The following is a 24,883-nucleotide window of genomic DNA, read 5'->3' as shown; positions in this document are numbered from 1 at the left end:
ATCCTCCGGCGCGGCTGCGCCGTATGCCATGCCGCTGTTATTGTTTTCCTCTCAGATCATAATTCTGCCTGAGACTGTCCTTCCTCTTTTTTCCGCAGAATATCATAGGGCTCCACCTCTGCCCCCAGGTCCACCCACAGAACCTGCTTTGGATGGGGCGCGCTCTCCTGGGCATTGCCTTCCTCGTCACGGATCTCCTTTACCGCTGCCTCCAGATTCCGTCCGTCCGGCTTCATGATCTCGATGGTCTCTCCCACAGAGAATTTATTCTTCTGCTGGATCCTGCACCTGCCCTGTCCGTCTGTCTCCTCCGCTGTTCCCAGATACGTATAATTTTTTACATAGGTATTGCTGCTGTAGATCTGGGCATCTGCTCCGGGCTTTCCAAAGTAAAAACCGGTGGTAAACTCCCGGTAGGTGCATTTTCCAATTTCTTCCTTATACCACTCCATGTTCTCCCTGTATCGTTCGGGAGATTCCATATAGTCGTCAATGGCCTTCCGGTAGGTCCTGGCGACAGTGGCAACGTACAGGGCTGTCTTCATCCGCCCCTCGATCTTAAAGCTGTCGATCCCTGCATCGATCATCTCAGGGATGTGCTCGATCATGCACAGATCCTTTGAGTTGAAAATGTAGGTGCCGCGCTCATTTTCATAGACAGGCATGTACTCTCCCGGCCTTGTCTCCTCTACAATGGAGTATTTCCAGCGGCAGGGATGGGTACAGGCTCCCTGGTTGGCATCTCTGCCCACAAGGAAATTGCTGAGCAGGCAGCGGCCGGAGTAGGAAATGCACATGGCACCATGGATAAAGCTCTCGATCTCCATGTCCTCCGGGATACGGCTTCTGATCTCCCTGATCTCTGCCAGAGAGAGCTCCCTGGCGGACACCACACGCTTGGCTCCCATCTCATGCCAGAACAGGTAGGTACCATAGTTGGTATTATTTGCCTGGGTGCTGATGTGGAGCTCCATCTGCGGGAGCACACGCTTTGCAATGGCAAAGACTCCGGGGTCTGATATGATCAACGCATCCGGGCCGATCTCTTTTAATTCTTCAAAATAAGCCTCCACCCCCGGCAGATCCCCGTTGTGAGCCAGAATATTGGCCGTAACGTAGACTTTGACTCCGCGCTCATGGGCAAAGGCAATTCCTTCTCTCATCTCTTCATTGGAAAAATTGTGGGCTTTTGCCCGGAGGCCAAAGGCCTCTCCTCCTATATATACGGCATCTGCGCCATAGACCACTGCTGTCTTCAGCACATCCAGGCTGCCTGCCGGTATCAGCAATTCTGTTTTTCTCATTTCACGTTATCCTTTCACTGCCTTGCGTTTCTTCCTGCGTCTCACCTTACCCTTGTGCTGACGGCAACTCCGTCCCCAATGGGAAGGATGGCTGTCTCCCATTCCTCCATGTGCTTTAACGCATAGAGGTATTCACGCATCCTGCTGTGAATGGTCCTGTTCCTGCGCAGGACGGCAAATCTGGATTCCGCCACATCTCCCTCCTGGAGCACATTGTCGGAAACCAGAACGCCTCCCAGAGGCATGATCTCAAGGAGCAGGGGGAGCCAGTTTAAGTACTGGCCCTTGGCGGCATCCATGAACACAAAGTCAAAGCATTCTCCTGAAAGTCCTTTCAGTATCTCCTCTGCATCCCCTTCAAGAAGGGTGATCCGCTCCTCTTCTCCTGCCCGTTTAAAATTCTCCCTCGCAATGGGGATCCGTTTTTCATACTTTTCAATGGTGGTAATGCGGCAGTCCTCAGGCATTACCTGGCACATCACCAGGCTGGAATAGCCTATGGCCGTACCGATCTCCAATATCCGGGAAGGCTTAAGTGCTGCCACCAGTGTTCTCAAAAGGGACGCTGTCTCCCGGCGCACGATGGGCACATAACCGTCCAGGGCCTCCTTTTCTATGGAATCCAAAAGGCTTCCCTGACTGGACTCCAGGGAATGGATGTATTCGGTTATCCTGTCATTTACGATCATTGGGTTATATCCTCTGCGGCATCCTCGATCCAGCCGCCTTCATCCTCATCTTCTCCATAGTACCAGGAACCGCTGTCCTGGCCGGCCATGCCTTCGCCCTCTGCAGTCTCCCCTTCCATGGGAATGCCGTCATAATCAAGCTGAACCTCCGGGTTCTCCCCCTCTGCGGCCTGGGCAGCCGCCTCCACGGCTCCGGCTTCATTTCCGGCCTCATCCTGCTCTTTTGCGGCCTCTGCTGCCTTCGCCGCACTGACTCCGCCTTCGGAACCGGAGCCTGCTGCACGGCTTGCGCCTTCGCTCTCCTCTGATGGCTTTGTTCCCAGCGTCTGCAGGATCTCCTTTGAGGTCATAGAGGTGTTCAGCGTATAGTTTCCGGGATACATGGTCTCGTAATCATAGAACTTGCTCTGGAACAAAAAGGCGATCTCGCTCTTGATCAATCCCTTTTCTGCCAGCAGATCCGCTGCCTCAGAGACAGACTCATCCTTTGGCACGGTCACGGAGACATCGCGGCCCGGAGCCTCCTCCACTGCCTCTGCATAGAAGACAGAGTGCCCGAAGGCAAAACCTCTTATCACTGCCTCATAAAGCAGCAGGATGATCAGAGCGTATACGATGAGCTTCACTGAAATGCTGATGATCGTTGTGGTTATTCTGTTGATTTCCCTTGTTGTATTGCTCATGGCTCCATTCCCTATATATGCACTATACTTCCATAATGATCGGCAGGATCATGGGACTGCGCTTCATGCGCTTCCACAGGAAGTCGCTTAAGCTGTCCTTGATAATGTTCTTGATCTTGCCCCAGTCGCTGACGCCCCGTTCCATGCAGTCCTCCACCGCATCCGCCACAATGGCATGGGCCTCCTCCAGAAGATCCTCTGATTCTCTCACATAGACAAAACCTCTGGACACGATATCCGGCCCTGCAAGAAGCTGGTTGGAATGCTTTTCCAAGGTCAGGACTACTACAATAATACCATTCTGGGCCAGGTTCTGTCTATCCCGCAGGACAATATTGCCCACATCGCCTACGCCCAGTCCGTCTACTAAGATGCCGCCGGAAACCACGTGGTCGATCACCTCGCAGCTGTTCTCATCCAGAGCCACCACATCGCCGGAGTTTACCAGCACTGCCCTGTCTTTTGCAACGCCCATAAACTCTGCCAGCTCTTTCTGGGCTACCCTGTGGCGGTATTCACCGTGGACAGGGATCGCAAACTTCGGATGGACTAAGGAATAGATCAGCTTTAAGTCCTCCTGGCAGGCATGTCCTGAAACATGAGTATCCTGGCAGATCACCTCTGCGCCCTTCATGGAGAGCTCGTTGACCACATTTGCCACTGCCTTTTCATTACCCGGTATCGGAGTGGAGCTTAAGATCACCACATCACCCGGCATGATGGACACCTTCTTGTGGATGCTTGCCGCCATGCGGGACAGGGCTGCCATGGACTCTCCCTGGCTTCCCGTGGTGATGAGCACCGTGGACTCAGGCGGATAGTTCTTTAAATGTTCAATATCAATGAGGGTTCCCTCAGGAATATTAATATAGCCCAGTTTGCTGGCAATGTCAATGACCGTCACCATGCTGCGGCCTTCCACCACGACCTTTCTCCCGTACTTGTAGGCCGTATTTACGATCTGCTGCACCCGGTCCACATTGGAGGCAAAGGTCGCCACAATGATCCTCTTTGAGGTGTGCTCCGCAAAGATCGCGTCAAAGGTCTTTCCCACTGTGCGCTCTGACATGGTAAAACCGGGGCGAGTGGCGTTGGTACTGTCGGCTAAGAGGGCCAGGACCCCCTTCTTTCCCAGCTCTGCAAAGCGCTGCAGGTCAATGGGATCGCCGAACACCGGCGTATAATCGATCTTAAAGTCTCCTGTGTGGAGCACGATGCCTGCCGGTGAAAAGATCGCCAGGGCAGAAGCATCCTGGATGCTGTGGTTGGTCTTCACAAACTCCACGCGGAAGCAGCCCAGGTTCACGGACTGTCCGTGCTTCATCACCTTGCGCTTCGTATTCTTTAACAGCTTGTGCTCCTCCAGCTTATGTTCGATCAGGGCAATGGTCAGCTTTGTGCCGTACACAGGCACATTTACCTGCTGTAAAATGTAAGGAAGGGCTCCGATATGGTCCTCATGGCCGTGGGTGATGACAAAGCCCTTTACCTTGTCAATGTTCTGCTTTAAATAGGTCACATCCGGTATTACCAGGTCAATGCCCAGCATGTCGTCCCCCGGAAATGCCAGTCCGCAGTCCACAACAATGATGCTGTCCTCATACTCAAAAGCCGTGATGTTCATGCCGATCTGCTCAAGGCCTCCCAATGGAATGATCTTAAGCTTGCCCCTGCCGTCCTTCTTTGACGCCTTTGAGGGCTGCTTTGCAGGGCTTTTTCCATCCTTCTGGCTCTTCGCAGGCACCTGCTTGGGCTTCTGGGTATTTGCACTTTTCTGGGGAGCGGCTGCCTTCTGGCCTCCTGCATTTTCCTGGTGCTGCTCCTGGCCCTTTGCTGCATTCGCATTTTTCGGAGCTGTCCTCCTCTGTGCCGTTCTCCTGGGCTGTGGTTTCCCGCCGGATTTTCCCGAAGCCTCTTTTGCCTCAGCTGTATTCTCTTTTTCTTCTAAAAACAAATTGATTCCTCCAATCTAATTTTATCATAAAGCTTTATTTCTCAAGAGCCACGTCTGCGTCGCTCAGCAATTCTTCAAATATCCCCATCAGGCCGTCCAGTTCCACATCGTCCTCCACGAACTCATAGATAGCTTCCGGGTCGCCTTCACCGGATACGTCCTTCAGGATATAACATTCTCCATCCTGTCCCTCCGGTGCGTCTGTCACAAGCAGGTAGTTCCTGCCGTTCATTCTCGTTTCTTCCAATACATAAAAATCTACTGCTTCCTCTGTATCTGTTACCATGGTGATCATGGTTTCTTTCTTCTCTGTCATATGTTTCTCCATCTGTATGGTTTCTTCCTCTTCCTCATCCTATCTGGCATTTGCAAGGCTGTCCAGATATCCCTGAAGGATCATGGCTGCCGCGATCTGATCCACGGATTCCTTCCTGTGCTCCCTGCGCACGCCGCTCTCCATCAATACACGGTCTGCTGCCACGGTGGTGAGCCGCTCATCCCAGAGCACAACAGGCAGTCCTGTCCGCCGCTCAAGAGCGCTTTTCAGCTCCTCTGTCTTCTTTGCGCGCTCACCCAGGGTGTTGTTCATATTCTTAGGATAACCAAGAACGATCCGTTCAATCTCATATTCCGCAATTAGTTCTTCAATTCTTGCAAGGGTTCTCCGAAGCTTATTCTCGTCCTTGCGCGTAATGGTCTCCACTGTCTGGGCAGTGATACCTAAAGGATCGCAGACTGCTACCCCCACTGTCTTTGAGCCGTAATCCAGACCCATTATCCTCATATTCTGTTCCTCCGAACCTGTTCCTTGACTATGAAAGTCCCGCCGCCGCAAGGCGGCACTAAATTCAGGTATGCCCAATGCGCCCGCCAGATTTTCGTGGTGCGGTGGCGCGTCCGCCAGCCGGGCGCATGCAGGTTTGCTTTGCCGACCTTAGATATGAGCACAACAAAACCAGCTGGCTATTTGCCAACTGATGCCGCCCTCTCATACCCATATATCCGAAATCCATAAAATCCGGCAGAAAGCCCCTCTGGCTCCTCCTCTGCCGGATAACAGCGCCTATTATTTTAAACGGGCATCAATATATACAGCCATCAGCTCCTCCAGGATCTCATCCCGTTCCACCTTCATAATAAGGCTCCTGGCTCCTCTGTGGCTGGTAATATAAGTGGGATCCCCAGACATGATATAACCCACGATCTGATTGATCGGGTTATATCCTTTCTCGGTCAGGGCAATATATACCTGCTCCAGCACATCACTGACTTCCATCTTCTTGTCCTGAACAGCCTGAAAATATTGTGTTTCTCTCATATTGCCCATATCATCACGTCCTTTAAGTATTCTTCTCTATTCTACCTTATATTTTCCTATTCGGCAATAGAGTATTTTCTTAATTTTAACCATTTATTGTCATATTTTTGTAAAATGTCACATAATTTTTCCGTCTTTGGCGGATTTTACACGTATTTTTATAAAAATTTTACTTTTAACAGCTCTTCTGTAAGCAGTCCATCGCCCTGGAGAAGAACGCATTTCCCGGTAAGCTCATCACCCTGGGCCGGGTCCTCAAGAGGAAGGGCAGCCCGCACATACTGGGGTGTATAGCCTGTCATATAGGTCTTCCCATCGATCCGGACCGTCTCCTCAAAAAGCACAGACACCTTTTCTGCGGCAAAGCGTTCCCTGTACTCCCTTGACATTGCCTTTTCCAGAGAAAGAAGCTCATCGCTCCTTACGGCCTTTACCTGCTCGCTCACCTGGTCCGGCATCACGGCTGCCTTTGTACCTGCCCGCTTAGAGTACTTGAACACATGCATTTCATAAAAATGCACCTCCTCCAGGAATTTCCTTGTGACGGCAAACTCCTCCCCTGTCTCCCCCGGAAAGCCTACGATCACGTCCGTGGTGATGGCCGGATCTGTAAAATGCCTCCGCAGTATCCTGCACCGTTTTCCATAATCTTCTGTCGTATAGTGGCGGTTCATCCGCTTTAATGTTTCATTGCAGCCGCTCTGGAGGGACAGGTGGAAATGAGGGCAGAATTTCGGCAGGGCCGCCAGCTTTTCAGCAAACTCCTCTGTGATGATCCTGGGCTCCAGGGACCCCAAACGGATGCGCTCCAGCCCTGGGATCCCATGGATCTCCTCGATCAGCGCCAGAAGCTCCCTGTGGTTCCAATCACCCTCCTGCACCGGATTTCCCTCCATGTGCTCAATGCCGTAGGAACTTAAATGGATCCCTGTCAGCACGACCTCCTTATAGCCTCTTTCCGTCAGTCCTCTGATCTCCTCTGCCACATCCTCACGGCTCCTGCTGCGCACTCTTCCTCTTGCATAAGGAATGATGCAGTAGCTGCAGAACTGGTTGCATCCGTCCTGCACCTTGATAAAGGCTCTGGTGTGGGCTCCCATATCCTCCAGCCGGAGGTTCTCATATTCCTTTGAGCAGGCAATGTCAATGACATGGGACTGCTTCCCGGCCCGCTCCCTCATATAGTCCTCAATAATGTCTGCCAGCTCCGCCTTTTTGTTGTTTCCCACGATAATGTCCACGCTGGCATCCTCTTTCAGCTTCTCAGAGGCCACCTGCACATAGCAGCCCGCCGCCACCACCACGGCCTCCGGATTCATCTTTTTTGCCCGGTGGAGCATCTGGCGGGATTTGCGGTCTGCAATGTTGGTGACAGAGCAGGTGTTGATCACGTATACGTCCGCCTTCTCATCAAAGGGAACGATCTCGTACCCGCGTGTTTTCAGCTGCTGCTCCATGGCCTCTGTCTCATATGCATTTACCTTACATCCCAGATTATGCAGGGCTGCCTTTGGCATCTCGATCCCTCCTGTTCACAAATTACCAGTTTCATACATTGTTTTTCATGCAATCTCACTATTGACTTTTAGTCCCTCCATCTGTAGTATTAAAACAAAGTAGGTTTTCCTGCATAATTATCACTTTACATACATTACAAGGAGGTTTTCCACATGAAAACAGTTCGTATTTCGTTAAATTCCATTGACAAAGTTAAGTCATTTGTAAATGATTTATCAAAGTTTGATGTTGATTTTGATTTAGTATCCGGCAGATATGTGATCGATGCAAAGTCCATCATGGGTATCTTCAGCCTGGATCTTTCCAAGCCAATCGACTTAAACATCCATGCAGAAAGCGGTGTTGAGGAAATCCTTGCTCTCCTCTCCCCATACATCATCGACTGATCGATTCGTTATCCGTCAAGAGTCAAGTAAGAGTCCGGCAGGCCGGACTCTTTTTTCGTTTCTCCCTGCTTATCCCTCGCAGTGGATCACCTCTGTGGTCTCAAGTGCTGTCTTCACCATCTCATCGATCTTCTCTTCCAGATGGCGCTCAGAGCTGCGGATCACATGGATATTCGGCTTTGTCACAGGATGCTTTGCCACGAAAATGGTGCAGCAGTCCTCATAGGGCTGGATGGAAGTCTCATAGGTTCCGATCTTCTCCGACACGTCCACGATCTCCTGCTTGTCAAAGCCGATCACCGGCCGGAATACCGGCATAGTGCAGACCTCGTTGGTGGCTGCAAGAGACTGAAGAGTCTGGGATGCCACCTGGCCGATGCTCTCTCCTGTGATCAGGCCGATGGAGCCTGTGCGCTCCGCAATGGTCTGGGCAATGCGCATCATGTAGCGGCGCATAATGATCGTAAGCTCCTCATGAGGGCATTTATCATAAATATAAAGCTGGATATCCGTAAAATTCACTACATGCAGATCCATGGGGCCTGCATACCGCGCCACCAGGTTGGCCAGATCCACCACCTTCTGCTTTGCCCGGTCACTGGTATATGGCGGGGCGTGGAAGTAGACAGCATCGATCTTCACTCCGCGCTTTGCGATCATATAGCCGGCCACAGGACTGTCAATGCCGCCGGAGAGCAGAAGCATGGCCCTGCCGTTGGTACCCACAGGCATACCGCCCGGACCCGGGATGATCAGGGAGAAAATGTTCACCTTCTGGCGCACCTCCACCCGGAGCAGAACATCGGGATCGTGCACATCCACCTTCATCTCCGGGAAAGCCATAAGGACCGCCTCCCCTAAGTCACGGTTCATCTGCTCTGAACTTATGGGGTACTGCTTATCCCCTCTGCGGGAGACCACCTTAAAGGTGAGATGGCGGTCAGGATATACCTGCTCCACATAGGATACCACCTGCTTCTTTACATTTTCAAAATCCTTGTCTTCGATCTGGACCATAGGGCAGATGTCTGCGATTCCGAAGACCCTCTTTAAGGCCTCTATGGTATCATCGTAATCATACTCTCCCTCTGCCTTCACATAGATGCGCCCGGACTCCTTTGTCACGGTAAACTCTCCGTCCACATCCCTTAAGGCATAGCGGATCTGCTTTATCAGGGCATCCTCAAACATATAACGGTTCTTGCCCTTTGTACCGATCTCGGCATATTTGATCAAAAATGACTGGTACTGCATGTTTTCTCCTCTTTCTATCATATAGGCCGCGGACTCCGGCCTTTTGTTCCGCAAAACAGGGGTTCTCTGCCGGATAAACGGTGAACCGGATCAGGCCCTGTGGTATCTTCTCAGCACCGGAAGCAGCTCCTTCAGCACCCCGATGCAGTAATCAATCTCTTCTTTTTTGTTGAACAGCCCAAAGCTGAACCGCAGCGTGGAATCCAAAAGCTCCTTTTTCACCCCGATCGCCTTTAAGGTGCCGCTGATGGCAGGATGGTTGGAGGAGCAGGCGGAGCCTGAGGACACATAGATGCCTTTATCCTCCAGCGCATGGAGCAGCACCTCGCTGCGCACCCCTGCAAAGCTTGCGCTGACGATCTGGGGCGCTCCAGCGCTGCCCTTTAAGCTGTTGACGGTAACGCCCTCCAGCTTCTCCATCTCATCGATCATATGATCCTTTAAGCCTGTGATATAAGCTATCTTCCGGCTGTGGTCCGTGTACATCTCCATTGCGGCCACGCCCATGCCTGCAATGCCCGGTACATTTTCCGTGCCGGAGCGCATGTCCTTCTGCTGACCGCCGCCGTAGAGGAGAGGCCTCACCTTCACCCGCTCGTCAATGTAGAGGAAGCCCACGCCCTTTGGACCATGGATCTTGTGGGCGCTGACGCTTAAGAGGTCAATACCCTGCTTTTTCGGACGGATGAGGAGCTTTCCGTAAGCCTGGATGGCATCTACATGGAAAATGATGGAAGGAGCCTTCCCGTGGATCAGGGCTCCGATCTCCTCCACAGGCTCCACTGCTCCCATCTCATTGTTCACATACATGATGGAGACCAGGATGGTATCCGGCCTTATGGCCTCTTCCAGCTCCTTAAGCGATATGTGGCCCTCATGGTCCACGGAAAGGTATGTCACCTCAAAGCCCTGCTGCTCTAAAAATGCCAGCGGGTTGTACACGGAAGCATGCTCGATCCTGGTGCTGATGATATGCTTTCCCGCCCTCTGGTTCGCCATAGCTGTACCGATGAGGGCCATGTTGTTGGACTCCGTGCCTCCGGAGGTAAAAAGGATCTCCTTCTCCTTTACCTTCAGGGTCTTTGCGATCGCTGCTGCTGCCTGGCGCACATACTGCTCTGCTTCCATGCCCTTCCTGTGTTTTGCGGAAGGGTTGCCGTAATCCTCTGTCATTACTTTTACCACCATGTCCTTTACGCTGTCAAGGACACGGGTGGTCGCTGAATTGTCAAAATATGCTTCCATCCTATCTTCTCCTTGCACACAGAGACTGCTTCTTTTTCCTGATACTCCCGGCAAAGCAGCTCTCTGCTCCTTCCATCTGCATTAAGCTCTGTCTTTCCCCATTCCAAACGCGCTTTCAGCCTGCAGCAGCTCCTTTAAAATGCGCCCTCCAGCTTCATCATGATCACTGACAGCAGCGCAAGTCCCGCTGTCTCTGTCCGCAGGATGCGCTTTCCCAGGCTTATGGGGCTCACGCCGTACTCCAGGGCCGTCTCGATCTCCTTCTCATCAAAACCGCCCTCCGGCCCGATGAAAACCGCGATATCCTGACCAGGACCAATACGTTCAAGAGCCCTTCCTGCGCCCTCCATGCCCTCTGCATTCTCATAGGGGATCAGGCGCACCTCAAAATCTCTTTCCTTTATATAGGCAAATGCCTCTGTCAGGCTCATGAGCTCCATCACCTCAGGCATGCGGCTGCGCTTTGACTGCTTTGCCGCGCTCTCCGCAATGGCCTGCCAGCGCCTGCGCTTTGCTTCTTCCTTCTTTTTATCCAGCTTTACCACGGCATTCTTTGTGGCTACCGGTACAACGGCAGCTGCTCCCAGCTCCACTGCCTTTTGGATGATAAGCTCCATTTTATCCGATTTTGGCAGTCCCTGAAAGAGCCAGATCCCGGAAGAAAGCTCCCTTTCCTCCTCATTGACCGCTGTGATCTCTGCCTCTACCAGGTCATTTTCCAGGCTTTTTACCAAACAGGTGTAATCATGTCCCTCGCCGTCACTGATCAGGACCTGCTCACCCGGCTTCATCCGCAGCACATGCTTCATATGGTTCACATCCGGCCCGGTGATCTGCACCAGGCTTCCTTCTACCTGAGAAGGTCTCACAAAAAAATGATGCATATATGGGCCCCCTGCTACACCCTTCTTGCTGTCACGGACACCCACTCTCCCTGGTAGGTGACCTCCACTACCTCCAGCTCCTCACTCTCTGCAAAGGCAGCCCTTACGGCCTCCTCCTTCATATTGATAATGCCGGAGGTGATGAAGTAACCGCCCTTCTTTAAATGGGCCGGGATCTCCTTTACCAGCAGGATGATGACATCTGCCAGGATATTGGCAGCCACAATATCGTACTTCTCATATCCTGCCCAGTCCTTGACGGCCTTATCATCAATGATATTTCCCTGGAGCACATGGAACTTCTCTGTGGAAATGCCGTTGGCCTCCAGGTTCTCTCCCACAGCCGTGATGGCATTTTCATCCAGGTCCGTTCCCCAGACCTCCCCTGCCCCCAGCTTTAAGGCCGTGATCCCCAAAATACCGCTTCCTGTTCCCACATCCAGCACCAGGCTGGTATCCTCCACATATTTCTTAAGCTGGCGGATGCAGAGCTGGGTGGTCTCGTGCATGCCCGTGCCAAAGGCTGTGCCGGGATCGATCTGGATAAGGAGCTTGTCCTTGTGCTCCTCCGGTATGGTCTCCCAGGTGGGCTTTATCAGGATATCGTCAACCGTGAAGGGCTTAAAATACTGCTTCCAGTTGTTGATCCAGTCCTTGTCCTCTGTCTCGGAGGCGGTTATCGTCCTGGCTCCCAGATCCACAAACAGGGCCAGCTCATCTAAGCCTTCCTCCACCTTTTTTAACATTTCACCGGTATCCACATCATCATCCAGATAGAAGCTCACCTTTGCAATGCCCTCATCCGGCGGAAGCTCCGGAAGGATGTCAATGAACATGCCCTTTGTCTCCTTCTCTGTCAAAGGCACATTGTCCTCGATCTCAATTCCTTCAATACCGATGTCATCAAACATGCTGCTGACCAAGTCCACTGCCTCTGTGGTGGTGGTCAGTGTAAATTTTTTCCACTTCATATACATTCTCCGTTCCTGATCAATTGCCGCTTAGTATCTTCACAAAAAGTATCCCCAGCACCACCAGCACCACAGGCCGGACGATCCTCTGTCCGCTCTTCACCACCAGCCCTGCCCCCAGATAATTCCCTGCAATGGAGCAAAGGCCTGCTGCCACTCCCAGGCGGAAATTGACATTTCCTGTCAGGACAAAGGTTGCCATGGCTGCCAGGTTGGAGGAAAGATTTGTCACCTTCGTGAGGGCGGAGGCGTTTCTGGTATCCATATGGGCAGCTCCCGTGAGTATGAGCAGCAGAAAGGTTCCCGTGCCCGGCCCATAGAAGCCGTCATAGCCTCCGATGAAAAAGGCAGCTCCGATGCAGATGGCCGCCATTTTTTGTTTGGAAATTTCTCCCAGTTTCTCCGTGCTCTCCATATTTTTCCTGCGGAGCACATAGTAGGCTGTCACAGGAAGTACCACGATCATCATATGCCTGATCACAGAATCCGGCACCATCAGAGCCAGGTGTGCGCCCAGAGCTGAGCCTGTGACAGCAGCCACCGCAACACAGGCTGCGGTCAGAAGCATTCCCTTCAAGTATCCGTGCTTTGCCAGCCGTATCATAGAAACCGTTGTTCCCATAGATGAACTTGTCTTGTTGGTTCCCAGCGCCACATGGGCCGGAACCCCTGCGATCATATAGGCTGGTAATGAAATAAGCCCGCCTCCGCCTGCAATGGAATCCACCAGGCCAGCCAAAAATACCAGCGGGCACACGATCAGATAGGGTATCATGATTTGTTTCCTCTTCTGTATTTCTTTCATTGTAAGCCTGCATGCGCCCGGCAGCGGACGCGCTGCCACATCATGAAAACCTGGCGGGCACATTTGGCATACCTGAATACATGCCGCCTATCCGGCGGCAGGACCTTCATTGTAACCAAACTTTCTGCAGTCTCTGATAACGTATATTACAGGAACCGCTGCGCGAACCCTGTAATCAGATTTACGGCGCTTGCTGCGCCTTTTATCAGAACCCGCTTTGCGGCTTCTGATAACCCATATTATCACAGATTACCAGGGCTGGCAAGAAGAGGCAGAGGATTTTTGCAATAAAACAGCCCGCTTCTGCATTAACCTTATGAACGGATGAAAAGCAGGCTGAAAGGGACCGGCGTTCCGGCCAAACGTTTCCATAAGAGAAAGCCGCGGCTTTCGAAAGGCGCGCGGCAGAGAAACGAAATTCCTTTTTGCATTACACTCCATCACACAACCGGAGCCATACCCCCTGCCAGCTGATTCATTTGTACCAAAGACGATATCTCCAAGCAGATACAAAAGAAAAAATCCTTCTGGTTTTATCTGTAAAACCTGAAAACAGCCCTCCGAAGCCTGCAGCAGCAGGACGGAGGGCCGTTTTTTGCTGCGTGTATTTTTTTCTGCCTCTTGAGTTTTTGCATGCTATTGACATTTCCTATAAATGTACATACAATAGTTGTATCTGCAACTATTGCAGTTGCAACTTATTTTCATCCGGGAGGAATTTTTATGAAGCGCTTTTTTTCCTACCTAAAGCCCTACAAAAAGGACGCCATTCTGGCCATACTGTGTATTGAAGCCGAAACCGTGTTTGAGCTTGTCATCCCTCTGGTGATGGCTTCCATTGTAGATATTGGGGTGGCAAACGGGGACAGGCGGTATATTATTACCAGAGGGATCCAGATGATCCTCCTGGCTCTCATATCCCTTGTACTGGGCCAGGGCTCGGCCATCTATGCGGCCAGATGCGGTCAGGGGCTGGGAGCCGAGATCAGGAAGGCACAGTTTGCAAAGCTCCAGCAGTTTTCCTTTGCAAATACGGATCATTTCAGCTCCTCCTCCCTTGTGACAAGGCTCACAAGCGATGTGACGGCCATTCAGAACACCGTGTCCACCAGCATGCGGCCGGGCTTCCGCTCCCCTGCCATGATGCTCACTGCCATGACAGCCTCCTTTCTCATCAATCCAAAGCTGGCCACAGTATTTCTGGTAGCTGCGCCCACCCTGGGCTTCCTGCTCTTTCTCATCATCAGCCATGTGCGCCCTCTTTACACAGTGATGCAGGGCTCCATCGATATGGTAAACCGCATTATCCAGGAAAATCTGACCGCCATCCGTGTAGTGAAATCTTACGTCCGCGGCGGTCATGAGATCAGCAAATTTGAGGAGGTCAATGAAAACCTCCAGCATACAGCAGAAAATTCCTTCCGCCTGGCTGCCCTCAACATGCCTGCCATGCAGTTTGTCATGTATTCCACCATCCTGGCGATCCTGTGGTTTGGCGGAAAGCTCACAAGCATTGGCGGCATTAAGGTAGGGGAGCTTACAGGCTTTTTAAGCTATGTGCTCCAGGTCTTAAACTCCCTTATGATGTTCTCCAACGTCTTCCTTATGACAACCAGGGCTTTGGCCTCCTGGAAGCGCATTACCGAGGTACTGGATGAAGAGATCGACATCAAGGAGGACAGGGCTCAGGATATCCGGGTAACAAAGGGGGATATCCGTTTTGAACATGTTTCTTTTAAATACAATCTGAATGCAAAGGAGCATGTGCTCACTGACATCTCCTTCCATATAAAGCCCGGACAGACAGTGGGGATCCTTGGACAGACAGGAGCCGCCAAGACCACCCTGGTGCAGCTGATCCCCAGGCTCTATGAGGCAACGGAGGGAACTGTATGGGTGGACGGCTATCCGGTATATGAGTATCCCCTTAAGGGTCTCAGGGATTCCATCGCCATGGTGCTCCAGAAAAACACCCTGTTTTCCGGTACAGTAAGGGAAAACCTGCTCTGGGGCAAGGAGGACGCCACAGAGGAGGAGATCGCAAGAGCCTGCTCCATTGCCTGTGTGGATGAGTTTCTCTCCCGCCTGGAGAATGGCCTTGACACAGACCTGGGCCAGGGCGGCGTCAATGTGTCGGGAGGCCAGAAGCAGCGCCTCTGCATTGCAAGAGCTGTCTTAAAGGCACCCAAGGTGCTGATCCTGGATGATTCCACCAGCGCCGTAGATACAGCCACAGAGGCAAAGATCCAGCAGGGACTGGCAGAAAGCCTTCCTGATACCACAAAGATCATCATTGCCCAGCGCATTACCTCTGTCATCCATGCAGACCAGATCCTGATCCTGGAGGACGGAAGGCTGGCAGGCCAGGGAACACACGAAGAGCTCCTTGCCTCCAACTCCATTTACCAGGAGATCTATTATTCCCAGCAGGAAGGAGGAAATCTGTAATGGCAAAGACCACTAGCTTCAGCCGTCCAAAGAACACAAAAAAGGCCCTGCTCACCATGCTGGGATACTTAGGCCGCCACAAGTGGTACATGCTGGTCATCGCCCTTTTAGTAGCTGTCAGCAGCATGGCAGGTATTCTTGGGACCTATCTCCTAAAGCCTGTCATCAACCAGTATATCCTGCCGGGAGACATACCTGGGCTTGTACGGATGATCGCTCTCATGGGAATCCTGTACCTGTGCGGTGCACTCTCCTGTCTGGCCTACAATCAGATGATGGTCCACATTTCCCAACAGGTGGTAAAGGAGATCCGCTCCGATCTGTTTTCCCATACCCAGAAGCTGCCCCTATCCTATTTTGACGCCCATACCCATGGGGAGCTCATGAGCCGTTTTACCAATGACGTGGATACCATAAGCGAGGCGTTAAACAGCAGCTTTGCCATGCTGATCCAGAGCTTTATCACTGTCGTCGGCACGCTTACCATGCTCCTTGTATTAAGCCTTCGGCTGTCTCTCATCGTTATGGTGTTCCTGGCTGCCATGTTCCTGTTCGTGCGCTACAACAGCAGGCGCAGCAAGAAGTATTTTAACCTCCAGCAGCAGTATCTTGGAAGCATCAACGGCTTTGTGGAGGAAATGGTGACAGGCCAGAAGGTGGAAAAGGTATTTAACCACGAGGCAAAGGATTTTGAGGAGTTCTGCCGCAGAAATGAGGCCTACCGCACAGCGGCCACAAGGGCTCTCTCCTACTCTGGCATGACCGTGCCCACCATTGTATCTCTTTCTTATATTAATTACGCATTGTCAGCCTGTGCAGGCGGCCTCTTTGCACTGTCCGGCCTGATCGATCTGGGCACCCTGGCCTCCTATCTTGTCTATGTGCGCCAGAGCGCCATGCCCATGAACCAGTTTACACAGCAGATCAACTTCCTTTTAGCCGCCCTTTCCGGCGCAGAGCGCATTTTTGATATGATGGATGAAAAGCCGGAGATCGATGAGGGAGCTGTAACTCTCTGCAATGTAAAGGAAGCAGAGGACGGAGCTCTTACGGAATGCGAAAGCTTTACCGGAAAATTTGCGTGGAAGGTGCCCTCAGACGCGGATGAGCCTGACAGCAGGCAGCGGGAACCCCTGCGGCAGTCCTCCCGACTCATCCCCCTGCGCGGCGATGTACGCTTTGAACATGTGGTGTTCGGCTACACACCGGAAAAGCGGATCTTAAACGGGATCAGCCTCTACGCAAAGCCCGGCCAGAAGATCGCCTTTGTGGGCTCCACCGGTGCCGGAAAAACTACGATCATCAATCTGATCAACCGCTTTTATGAGATCGATGGCGGCATGATCACCTATGACGGCATTGACATACGAAAGATCAAAAAGGACGACCTGCGCCGCTCCCTTTCCATGGTGATCCAGGATACCCATTTATTTACGGGAACCATTGCGGACAATATCCGCTACGGACGGCTGAATGCCACGGATGAGGACATCAGGATGGCTGCCCGTATCGCAAACGCCCACTCCTTTATCCGCCGCCTGCCTCAGGGTTATGATACCATGCTCCACAGCGACGGCGCCAACCTGTCCCAGGGACAGAGGCAGCTTCTGGCCATTGCAAGGGCTGCCATCTCCCGCCCTCCTGTGCTGATCCTTGACGAGGCCACCAGTTCCATTGACACCAGGACCGAAAAACTCATTGAGACCGGCATGGACGCCCTGATGGAGGGAAGGACCGTATTCGTCATCGCCCACAGGCTTTCCACGGTACGCCGCTCTGAGGCTATCATGGTGCTGGAAAAGGGTGAGATCATGGAGCGTGGAAGCCATGAGGAGCTGTTAAAGCAGAAGGGGCGGTATTATCAGCTGTACACCGGCATGTTTGAGTTGGAATAGAAGGCCAGAAAGTGAGAGAATCATTATGATAGAAAAAAGTAACATACGCCGTTTAATGGTAAAATGCGAAAAGGCACGCAAGAACATCCTCCATCCATATTTTTCCCAGATAGGCCTTACCTTTGGTCAGGGGCAGGCCAGAGTTTTGGAAACCCTCCTTGTGCGGGACCACATTTCCCAGAAGGAGCTGGCTGACCTCTGCCATATTGATGTCACTACCATATCGCGGGCTATTGACCGCCTGGAGGATACCGGATATCTTGTCCGGGAGCGGGACCCCGGCTGCCGCCGCTCCTTCTCCATCTGCCTCACAGACCATGGGCGGGAGGCTGCTTTCAAGGTACAGCAGGTCCTTTCCTTTGTAGACGACCGTATCTGGGAAGGCTTTTCCCCGGAAGAAATGGAACAGCTTTCCGAAATGCTTCAAAGGATCTGTAAAAACCTGGAAGTTTCCGCTTTTAAACCTCAACAGCCGCAATAAACAATCCCCGGAATAGCCCTCCTCCATCCCATGGGGCTGTTCCGGGGATTCCTGTTAAGAATGCCAAAAGCAGCATCCTTCTGACCCTGGGCGGGCTGCTTTTATCAGAGGGAAAACGCTGGTAAACAAACTGACAGACCGCCTGCCTATCGAGATACGCGGGCTCTGTCTCACAGCAGCTGGACAAATTTGTAATGGCTCTGTGCCATCCCCTCCCGCTCATAAAACCGATGAGCCCCGGTACGCACCTTGTTGCTGGACACCTCCAGCCTCACACAGCCCTCCTGTATGGCGATGGCCCTTGCCTCCTCAAACAGGCTGTGGCCGATCCCCTGGGAGCGCAGCTCCTGATCCACTACAAATTCTACGATCTCCCCGATCCTCCCTGCCCGGCAGAGCATGGGGCCGGTCCGCAGGGTGAGGATCCCCGCCACACTGCCATTTTCCTCTGCAGCCAAGCAGAAATATCCCGGAAGCTTCTCATATTCTAAAAACGTCCGCTCAAAGCCCTCCCTGTCTAACTCTTCCCCCTCCAGTTCACAGAGAAGCCTGTAAATGTACGGCTCATCCTCCATTTTCGCAAATCTGATCATTCTGACGATCCTCTCTCTCTGTTTTTCCCTTGCTCTCTGCTTCCTCTATCTGGCGCTCCCATTCCTCCTTTGCGCTGCGCATCCTTCGGAAATAGGAGCTCATCTCATCCGCCATACCGGACAAACGGTTTAAAAGAGTAGAAAAATCTTTTAACATCACATCATCCTTAAAATAGGGATATACGATATCATGGTCGATCTCGCTCCAGCCCTCCTCAAACAGGGTCCTTCCCTGGATCTCCACATAATAGCCCTTGTACTTAATGATATAATGGAGAGAACGGTAAATGCCGTCCGACTTAATATCGATCAGGCTTTCATCATAGATCCTGCTGTCGCCGTTTCTGCGGTAGACCTTGGGGCGCTCCGCAATATAGTAGTGGCTCTTGTCCTCATCAAAATCATCGATCCTGTTTTCCACATACAGGCCGGGATCATTTTCAAACACCGTGGTGATATAGCGGTGAAAATAGATCCAGTCCTCACGGTACAAAAAGAATACCCGGATACCGATCAGGTCCGTAATATATTTGTAGAAATTCGTCCTGTCGATCCTGGCAAAGCGCTCCGGATGCTCATTCCTCTTGCGGATGATCTTTTCCAGAAGATGGCCGGGATCCTTTGTCCTGTAGCGGTAGGAGTGGATCCCGGCTTTCTCGATATCATAGAGATAGTCATTGACAAAATCCTTGCCAATGCTCTTTAATTCCTCCTCCATTGACAGGTAATTGTCATAGATGGCTGCCAGCTCCTCCCAGGAGATCCCAGCCGCCTCAAATTCCTCCTGTTCCATGTTATATTCTCTGAAAAAAGCTTCCCGGTTGATCATTGCTATCCCTCTTTCCTGAATTTGGGGTATACCGGTATGCGAATCCCCCTGTACCAGCCGCTTATCAGCAGATGCGGTCCCCATTTTTCACCTTCTCTGATGGTCCTAAGAGCACGATCCCCTGCTCCGAATCACTCCCCAGTACCAGCACCTCGCTCTTTACATCTCCGATCCTGATGGACGGGAAGTTCACCACTCCCACTACCTGCCTGCCCACCAGATCCTCCGGCTGATAGCAGGCTGTCACCTGGGCCGAGGACATTTTCACTCCAAGCTCCCCTCCAAAATCGATCACCAGCCTGTAGGCCGGCTTCCTGGCTCTCTTGTTCACAGATGCCTCCACAATGGTGCCAATGCGCATATCGATCTTATCAAAATCCTCTATTGTGATCATAATTCCCATCCTCCCTTTTCCATATACTCCCGGAGTCTCTTTGTGCCCGATTTTGTGAGATGATTTTTTGTCAGTTGTGCCCATATTTTTGAGGCGTACGCAGCGCATGCATCAATGAAATTTGGATGCGGCCGGCGGAAAATCAGCCGCAAAAGCGAGTGCAGGAAAGATTCCGAGAGTACATTTACTCATAAGTATAACATAATTTTCCCCTGACTCCAACTAAGTTATGTTTTCTTATGATATCTTACTTTCTCTTTTTCATGCTCTTTCCGTAGATCACAAAAAATACCACATTGATGACAATGCCGAACACGGTTGCACTGGGCGCTGCCAGTCCAATATTTGTCAGGCTGGCATTGGGCTGAATGCTCATAAAATAAGACATGGGAAGCCTTACAAGGAAGGTCTGGGCAATGCCCTGGAACATGACAAATACTGTCTGGCTGTGGCCGTTATAATAGCCGATAAAGCTGAACAGGATGCTGGTAACCACCGCCTCGATGCTGAAGCCCTTTAAGTACTCGGCGGCCCTCAGGATGACTGCCCCGTCCTTTGTAAACACATAGGACAGCAGGTCTCCATGGAAAAATGCCAGATACGCAATGAAGACTCCGATAAAGGCTCCCATGCCCATTCCAGTTATCAGGGAGCGCCTTGCCCGGTCTTCCTTTCCCGCGCCTACATTCTGGGCCACAAAGGCGGACATGGACTGCATCAGTGCACCTGGCACCAGCATGATAAAGCTCACGATCTTGTTGGCGACTCCATAGCCGGAGGATGCCTCCAGCCCCAGCCTGTTGATAAAAGCACAGAGGGCCAGAAAGGAAAACTGGGTCAGGATCTCCTGAAAGGCAATGGGAATGCCCACCTTGACGAAATTGCCGATCTCCGGGTTAAAACAGATGTCAGAGCGTTTCATTGTAAAGGGAAGCTTCTGCCTGCGGATGATCATCAGGGACAGGACTACGCTCACTGCCTGGGCAAGCACAGTGGCAAGGGCCGCCCCTGCCACATTCATCTTAAACACAGCCACAAACAGCAGGTCTCCCACCACATTTACTGCGCAGGCGATCGCCACAAAGACCAGAGGAAGCCGTGAGTTTCCCAGCCCGCGGAAAATGCTGCTGATGACATTGTAGGCCACAATGAACAGAATGCCTCCGCCGCAGATACGCACATAGGAGGCTGTCAGATCAACGGCTTCCTCCGGGGCCTGCATCAGAATGGAAAGCTGTCTTGCAAACATCAGCATGACCGCTGCGATCGCCACAGACAGCACGGCAAAAAAACAGACAGCCCCGCCGATCACCCTGCCGACACGTTCCTCACGCTTCTCTCCGATATACCGTCCGATCAACACGGTAATTCCCATGGAAAGCCCTGTAACTGTAAATGTCACCAGATTTACGATCCCGCTTCCCGTGGATACGCCGGATATTCCTGCTGTTGTTCCAAACCAGCCCACCACCAGAATATCCACTGCCCCGTACATTGCCTGGAGCACAAGGGCTCCCAGGACCGGCAGCATGAAGGTCAGTAGCTTTGCAGCGATGCTTCCCTGAGTAAAATCATTTGAATGTTGTTCCATTTTTATGTACCTTGACCTTTATGTTTTTCCCACCCCTATACAAAGTGAAATGACCGGTCGGGGAACCGGTCATTTCAGGAGAAGGTATTTCGTTTCTTATGGGGTGTAGCAAAAACTATATAATGTATTGGGGGGGTTACGTCTATTATAATAGCATAGGACAGCAAAAAAGTGTGCACAAACTTTTTCTTTTATCGGAGATGTTTTTATGCAATTTGGTACATTACTGTAATGCAGTGGCTTTGGACCGGACCTAGATCATCATCTCTTCCCTGCTTCTCAGCCGCACAGCCTCCGATATGTCCGTCTTTTTGTAGCTCGCTTCATTTCCCGCATTCTGGCCTGAGCGCTGGCGGGCAAGCTCACATTTCTGGTAAAAGTATTTGATAATGTCCTTTCGGGTGATAATGCCGATAAAACACTTTTGATCATCAAGCACAGGGACAAAGTTCTGATTCAGGACTTTTCCGATCAGGTCTTCCATATCCGCATCCGCCTTTACCGGACGGTTATCCAGACGGCGGCGCACGGCTGTCACCGGGATCTTTTCCGCACCCTTCAGATTTAAGTTGTACTGATTCTTGATCCCCCACAGCAGGTCTCCCTCTGTCAGTGTGCCGACGTACCGGCCTGTCCTGCTGATGATCGGTACTGCGGAATACTTATGATGCTCCATTTTTTCCAATGCCTGCCGGAGGGTGTCATCCTCATTTATGTAAGCCACTTCGCTTTTAGGCGTCAGGAAAAATAATATATTCATACGAATGCTCCTTTTTCTCTATTCTTATTTCAGTATACCCTACCCCTCTTAACCTATTGTGAACAAATTATTATAAAAATCTGAAATTTTATTACAGAGAGCAAAAAATCTCCATACAGTTCTGCCAGTCAAATGCGATTTCATTGGCCCGGCGCTGTATGGAGATTTTGCTGCAAACTTACGGGAAGCGCGAACTCCGCTTCGCTCTGTTTGCTTTTTTATTCCATATGATCCAGAGGATCTATGGTCTTTCCCTGATGGTCCAGTTCAAAGTATACATTCACGCCTTCTACGGAATAATACTTTGTAGGCTCTGACACATAGCCCAGTATCTGTCCCTTATGAAGGTATTCTCCCTGAACGGCAGTGACCTCCTTCAGCTGGCCGCAGGTAGCTGTGTACTCATTTCCCAGATCCAGCACCACATAGCTCCCGATCTCCTCATTGGAGCCCACCTCCAGCACTCTTGCATTGGCGGGAGCCTCCACAGGCGTGCTCACGTCAGACTGGATGACGATGCCGGGATTGCACTTGTACTGATCCAGGGTCGGGAAATAGATGGTCTGATCCATGCTGTAGTCAAGGAGCACATTGCCTCTGACAGGCCAGGACATTCGGCTGGTGTCTGTAAAATCCAGCACCAGCGCCTCCGCTGCGCTATTTCCGGCTCCGACCTCTGCTGCCAGGTCATTGCCCTGGTTCCTGTTTTCGGCCACCGCTGTTTTCTCCTGGCCTTTTGTCTCTGCTCCCTTTGTCTCCTCCTTTGTCTCTTTCACTGCATCGGACGCTCCTGCGATCTGCATGGAGTCCGGCGTTGTCTCCTGGGCGATCAGCTCAGGCTGTGGCATCTCAAGGTAGGGGTTCGTCTCCCCGGCCTTTCCTCTTTGAACAGTAATGATCCCTGCTGCGGCTACAATAGTCAGCAGGCCTAGCACTAGCATGACAAGAAACAGCTTATCCTTGAACATCTGGTTTACTTTGTCTTTCACGTTTATCACCTCGGTACTATTCTTACCAAACCGAGACAGCTTATTCAGAAATCAAAGCAATATTTTTATAAAAATATCCCAGGATGTCTTCTGCTCTCCAGCCCTCCTTTGCCTTCTCATTGGCTGTGTGCTGACTCAAACCATATCCATGGCCGATCCCCTTTGAGACCGCACGGAAGCCCTCGCCGTAGGCCTCCATGGAAAAGCAGGCGGAGCTTAAGCCTAAGGCGTACTGTATTTCCTCCCCTCCAAAGAGAAAGCCTCCTATCTGGATCTGCTCCACATAGCCTGCCCCATCCCTGGATATGATCTGCACACCTGCGGGAAAATCCTCTGCCTTCACCTGGCGTGGTCCTGCCCCTCCCTCCGGGATCCCATTCACTGCCCTGGCCCCTTCCTCCCCTGTAAAGGAAGAAAACTGCTGGAAGCCCTCTGCCTCCACATCAAGGGGGCAGTCCACGGGCTGCAGATAGGGATGGGCAAAGTCACCTGCTCTTGTCATGCCTGCCGAAGCCCGGCAGAACATGGGGTCTATCGCCTTTCCCTCATATGTCATGATCACACCGGAGGTCTCCCTTACTGCCTGCTCCAGCTTCTGATAATATCCGGGAAAGGAGCTGGTTCCCCACAGCCGTTTCAGCTGGTCTGCCTCCATATAATCCATATCTAAGGCTGATTCCGGGATCTCTGTCCCATCACCAAAGGACTCAAGCTGACGGCAGATATATGTTCTGGCAATGACCGCCTGGGCCTTCAATGCCTCCAGCTCATATTCAATGGGCATCTGCCTTGCGATCACTCCCGGCAGATATTCCTCCATATCCATGTAGTAAGCACCGCTCGTCCTGTCAAGAAGGATCCTTATGCCTCCCGCTGCTCCCTTCTGATGTTCATAGCGCAGCTCCTCGCCGTGAACTGCGCCTGTCCACCCCAGTGTTCCCACATAGGGAACCAAAAATACGGTCAGGGCCGCCCAAAGGAAGTGTCTTCTCATACCTCCTCCCCTCCTTTCTTTTTGCATCCAATGACACACTTCCTCTATACAATATATGCCGGGGCGTGTTTGTCTATGTCCAGAAGGGCTGGTCCGCGGTCTCCGTCATTCTGTCTCCCAGGCGTACAGGATCGTCCTGGCATCGGAAAATTCATAGCTGCAGGTCACAAAGGAAAACAGCGGCTTCTTGATTTCAGGAAGTACCGCCTTTGCCGAGGCCCCTGCCGTCATCTCCTCCACATAGGAATCAAAGGCGTCCTGTGACAGAAACTCCGTCTTTCTTCGGATAGCATCGGGGGTTGTATACAGGGCCGCCGCTGCCTTTAGATGGAACTCCCTGTCAGGCGTATAAATATAAATGTCTCTGTGGGCGTCAAAATACGCCTGCTCCTTAAATTTTACGATATCCTTGAACATGCTTCCATTGCGCATATTGTGGCCATAAAGAATGTTGTGATAGCCGGAAAAATCCTTTTCACTCTCAAAATCCAGATAGATTGCCCCTGCCGCATTCTCCTCCTCGTGGATGTCATGGTGGAGATATTTGTCATTGTCACCTGCCTGCAGGATCGGATAATCAATTTTCGTGCCTGGTATGGTGATCCAGCCTACCACCTCCGGATTGATCTCCCACAGCGCTTCAAAATCAATGGGAGAACAGTAGCGCTCCTCCCTTGTCTCCTCTGTGCTCTCTGTTTCTTCTGCTTCCTCCAATCTGATTTCCAATACTTCCGCCTCTGTCTCCCTCACTGCTTCGGCCAGAGACTGATACTCCCGGTCTCTTCTGCTGCCCTCCATTTCCCTTAATAGCAGTTCCGCCCCTCCTGCCAGGATCGCGCCTGCCGCCAGGATCAAAAGACATCTGGCTCCATTTTTCCTCATATTAAGCCTCCTTCCT

The 24,883-nt window shown here is 51.8% G+C and carries 25 protein-coding genes; 4 read left to right on the top strand and 21 right to left on the bottom strand.

Annotated elements, in window-relative coordinates:
• Positions 1 to 56: 56 nt before the first annotated feature.
• From LIZ87_RS07745 to mtaB, 8 genes are all read right to left on the bottom strand, one after another.
• On the bottom strand, positions 57 to 1,304 hold the full coding sequence (locus LIZ87_RS07745; protein WP_227146145.1) for a peptidase U32 family protein: 1,248 nt from the start codon (positions 1,302 to 1,304) through the stop codon (positions 57 to 59).
• Between the two features lie 41 nt (positions 1,305 to 1,345).
• On the bottom strand, positions 1,346 to 1,993 hold the full coding sequence (locus LIZ87_RS07740) for an O-methyltransferase (RefSeq protein ID WP_227146143.1): 648 nt from the start codon (positions 1,991 to 1,993) through the stop codon (positions 1,346 to 1,348).
• Positions 1,990 to 2,676: an endolytic transglycosylase MltG gene (locus LIZ87_RS07735; protein ID WP_178314697.1), complete on the bottom strand. Its 687-nt coding sequence runs from the start codon at positions 2,674 to 2,676 to the stop codon at positions 1,990 to 1,992. The genes LIZ87_RS07740 and LIZ87_RS07735 overlap by 4 nt, the downstream gene beginning before the upstream one ends.
• Positions 2,677 to 2,698: 22 nt before the next feature.
• Positions 2,699 to 4,333, bottom strand: coding sequence for a ribonuclease J (locus LIZ87_RS07730; RefSeq protein WP_227146231.1), 1,635 nt, complete (start codon positions 4,331 to 4,333; stop codon positions 2,699 to 2,701).
• A gap of 331 nt (positions 4,334 to 4,664) precedes the next feature.
• The gene (locus LIZ87_RS07725; protein ID WP_178314696.1) at positions 4,665 to 4,946 is read right to left on the bottom strand and encodes a DUF1292 domain-containing protein; all 282 of its coding nucleotides are present in this window, start codon (positions 4,944 to 4,946) and stop codon (positions 4,665 to 4,667) included.
• 39 nt (positions 4,947 to 4,985) lie between these two features.
• Positions 4,986 to 5,414: a Holliday junction resolvase RuvX gene (gene ruvX / locus LIZ87_RS07720; protein WP_178314694.1), complete on the bottom strand. Its 429-nt coding sequence runs from the start codon at positions 5,412 to 5,414 to the stop codon at positions 4,986 to 4,988.
• Positions 5,415 to 5,696: 282 nt separating this feature from the next.
• Positions 5,697 to 5,957, bottom strand: a complete 261-nt coding sequence (locus LIZ87_RS07715; protein WP_178314692.1) for an IreB family regulatory phosphoprotein — start codon at positions 5,955 to 5,957, stop codon at positions 5,697 to 5,699.
• Between the two features lie 149 nt (positions 5,958 to 6,106).
• The gene (gene mtaB, locus LIZ87_RS07710) at positions 6,107 to 7,465 is read right to left on the bottom strand and encodes a tRNA (N(6)-L-threonylcarbamoyladenosine(37)-C(2))-methylthiotransferase MtaB (protein WP_178314690.1); all 1,359 of its coding nucleotides are present in this window, start codon (positions 7,463 to 7,465) and stop codon (positions 6,107 to 6,109) included.
• A 153-nt stretch (positions 7,466 to 7,618) separates the two neighbouring features.
• Here mtaB and LIZ87_RS07705 point away from each other — a divergent pair, with 153 nt between their 5' ends.
• Positions 7,619 to 7,852, top strand: coding sequence for an HPr family phosphocarrier protein (locus tag LIZ87_RS07705; RefSeq protein ID WP_178314688.1), 234 nt, complete (start codon positions 7,619 to 7,621; stop codon positions 7,850 to 7,852).
• A 69-nt stretch (positions 7,853 to 7,921) separates the two neighbouring features.
• Here the strand turns inward: LIZ87_RS07705 and thiI are convergent, their stop codons facing one another.
• From thiI to LIZ87_RS07680, 5 genes are all read right to left on the bottom strand, one after another.
• Entirely contained in the window at positions 7,922 to 9,106 is a 1,185-nt protein-coding gene (gene thiI, locus LIZ87_RS07700; protein WP_178314701.1) for a tRNA uracil 4-sulfurtransferase ThiI, read from the bottom strand.
• 90 nt (positions 9,107 to 9,196) lie between these two features.
• Entirely contained in the window at positions 9,197 to 10,351 is a 1,155-nt protein-coding gene (locus LIZ87_RS07695) for a cysteine desulfurase family protein (protein ID WP_178317400.1), read from the bottom strand.
• A 134-nt stretch (positions 10,352 to 10,485) separates the two neighbouring features.
• Complete coding sequence (locus tag LIZ87_RS07690) at positions 10,486 to 11,235, bottom strand: 16S rRNA (uracil(1498)-N(3))-methyltransferase (protein ID WP_178317401.1); 750 nt, start codon at positions 11,233 to 11,235, stop codon at positions 10,486 to 10,488.
• A gap of 14 nt (positions 11,236 to 11,249) precedes the next feature.
• Positions 11,250 to 12,206, bottom strand: a complete 957-nt coding sequence (gene prmA / locus LIZ87_RS07685) for a 50S ribosomal protein L11 methyltransferase (protein WP_227146140.1) — start codon at positions 12,204 to 12,206, stop codon at positions 11,250 to 11,252.
• A 19-nt stretch (positions 12,207 to 12,225) separates the two neighbouring features.
• A complete protein-coding gene (locus tag LIZ87_RS07680) occupies positions 12,226 to 12,981 on the bottom strand; it encodes a sulfite exporter TauE/SafE family protein (RefSeq protein WP_227146228.1) in 756 nt (251 codons plus the stop codon).
• 753 nt (positions 12,982 to 13,734) lie between these two features.
• On the opposite strand from LIZ87_RS07680, the gene LIZ87_RS07675 reads away from it, so the two are divergent.
• From LIZ87_RS07675 to LIZ87_RS07665, 3 genes are read left to right on the top strand one after another with little or no spacing between them, the layout of a single operon-like run.
• Positions 13,735 to 15,459: an ABC transporter ATP-binding protein gene (locus tag LIZ87_RS07675; RefSeq protein WP_178313956.1), complete on the top strand. Its 1,725-nt coding sequence runs from the start codon at positions 13,735 to 13,737 to the stop codon at positions 15,457 to 15,459.
• A complete protein-coding gene (locus tag LIZ87_RS07670; RefSeq protein WP_178313958.1) occupies positions 15,459 to 17,354 on the top strand; it encodes an ABC transporter ATP-binding protein in 1,896 nt (631 codons plus the stop codon). The genes LIZ87_RS07675 and LIZ87_RS07670 overlap by 1 nt, the downstream gene beginning before the upstream one ends.
• Positions 17,355 to 17,379: 25 nt before the next feature.
• Positions 17,380 to 17,835, top strand: coding sequence for a MarR family winged helix-turn-helix transcriptional regulator (locus LIZ87_RS07665; RefSeq protein ID WP_178313960.1), 456 nt, complete (start codon positions 17,380 to 17,382; stop codon positions 17,833 to 17,835).
• A gap of 170 nt (positions 17,836 to 18,005) precedes the next feature.
• Here LIZ87_RS07665 and LIZ87_RS07660 read toward each other — a convergent pair whose 3' ends face one another.
• The 8 genes from LIZ87_RS07660 to srtB all read right to left on the bottom strand — a co-directional run bounded on the left by LIZ87_RS07660 (position 18,006) and on the right by srtB (position 24,867).
• Complete coding sequence (locus LIZ87_RS07660; protein WP_178313962.1) at positions 18,006 to 18,428, bottom strand: GNAT family N-acetyltransferase; 423 nt, start codon at positions 18,426 to 18,428, stop codon at positions 18,006 to 18,008.
• Positions 18,400 to 19,257, bottom strand: coding sequence for a GTP pyrophosphokinase (locus LIZ87_RS07655; protein ID WP_178313964.1), 858 nt, complete (start codon positions 19,255 to 19,257; stop codon positions 18,400 to 18,402). Before LIZ87_RS07655 ends, LIZ87_RS07660 begins: the two co-directional genes overlap by 29 nt.
• 64 nt (positions 19,258 to 19,321) lie before the next feature.
• A complete protein-coding gene (locus LIZ87_RS07650; protein WP_178313966.1) occupies positions 19,322 to 19,651 on the bottom strand; it encodes a tRNA-binding protein in 330 nt (109 codons plus the stop codon).
• A gap of 247 nt (positions 19,652 to 19,898) precedes the next feature.
• Complete coding sequence (locus tag LIZ87_RS07645) at positions 19,899 to 21,242, bottom strand: MATE family efflux transporter (RefSeq protein ID WP_178313968.1); 1,344 nt, start codon at positions 21,240 to 21,242, stop codon at positions 19,899 to 19,901.
• A 253-nt stretch (positions 21,243 to 21,495) separates the two neighbouring features.
• Positions 21,496 to 22,002, bottom strand: coding sequence for a CBS domain-containing protein (locus LIZ87_RS07640; RefSeq protein WP_178314890.1), 507 nt, complete (start codon positions 22,000 to 22,002; stop codon positions 21,496 to 21,498).
• A 218-nt stretch (positions 22,003 to 22,220) separates the two neighbouring features.
• The gene (locus LIZ87_RS07635; protein ID WP_178314888.1) at positions 22,221 to 22,991 is read right to left on the bottom strand and encodes a peptidoglycan DD-metalloendopeptidase family protein; all 771 of its coding nucleotides are present in this window, start codon (positions 22,989 to 22,991) and stop codon (positions 22,221 to 22,223) included.
• A gap of 40 nt (positions 22,992 to 23,031) precedes the next feature.
• A complete protein-coding gene (locus LIZ87_RS07630) occupies positions 23,032 to 23,985 on the bottom strand; it encodes a SpoIID/LytB domain-containing protein (protein ID WP_178314886.1) in 954 nt (317 codons plus the stop codon).
• Positions 23,986 to 24,090: 105 nt separating this feature from the next.
• Positions 24,091 to 24,867 carry a class B sortase gene (gene srtB, locus LIZ87_RS07625; protein WP_178314884.1) on the bottom strand — a complete coding sequence of 259 codons (777 nt, stop codon included), beginning with the start codon at positions 24,865 to 24,867 and terminating at the stop codon, positions 24,091 to 24,093.
• Positions 24,868 to 24,883: the final 16 nt, after the last annotated feature.

Origin of the sequence: Lacrimispora sp. 210928-DFI.3.58 (genome assembly GCF_020554865.1) — a bacterium.
Lineage (GTDB): Bacteria > Bacillota > Clostridia > Lachnospirales > Lachnospiraceae > Enterocloster.
Note: the sequence above shows the minus strand (reverse complement) of the source record. Positions and strands in the feature narration are given on the sequence as shown.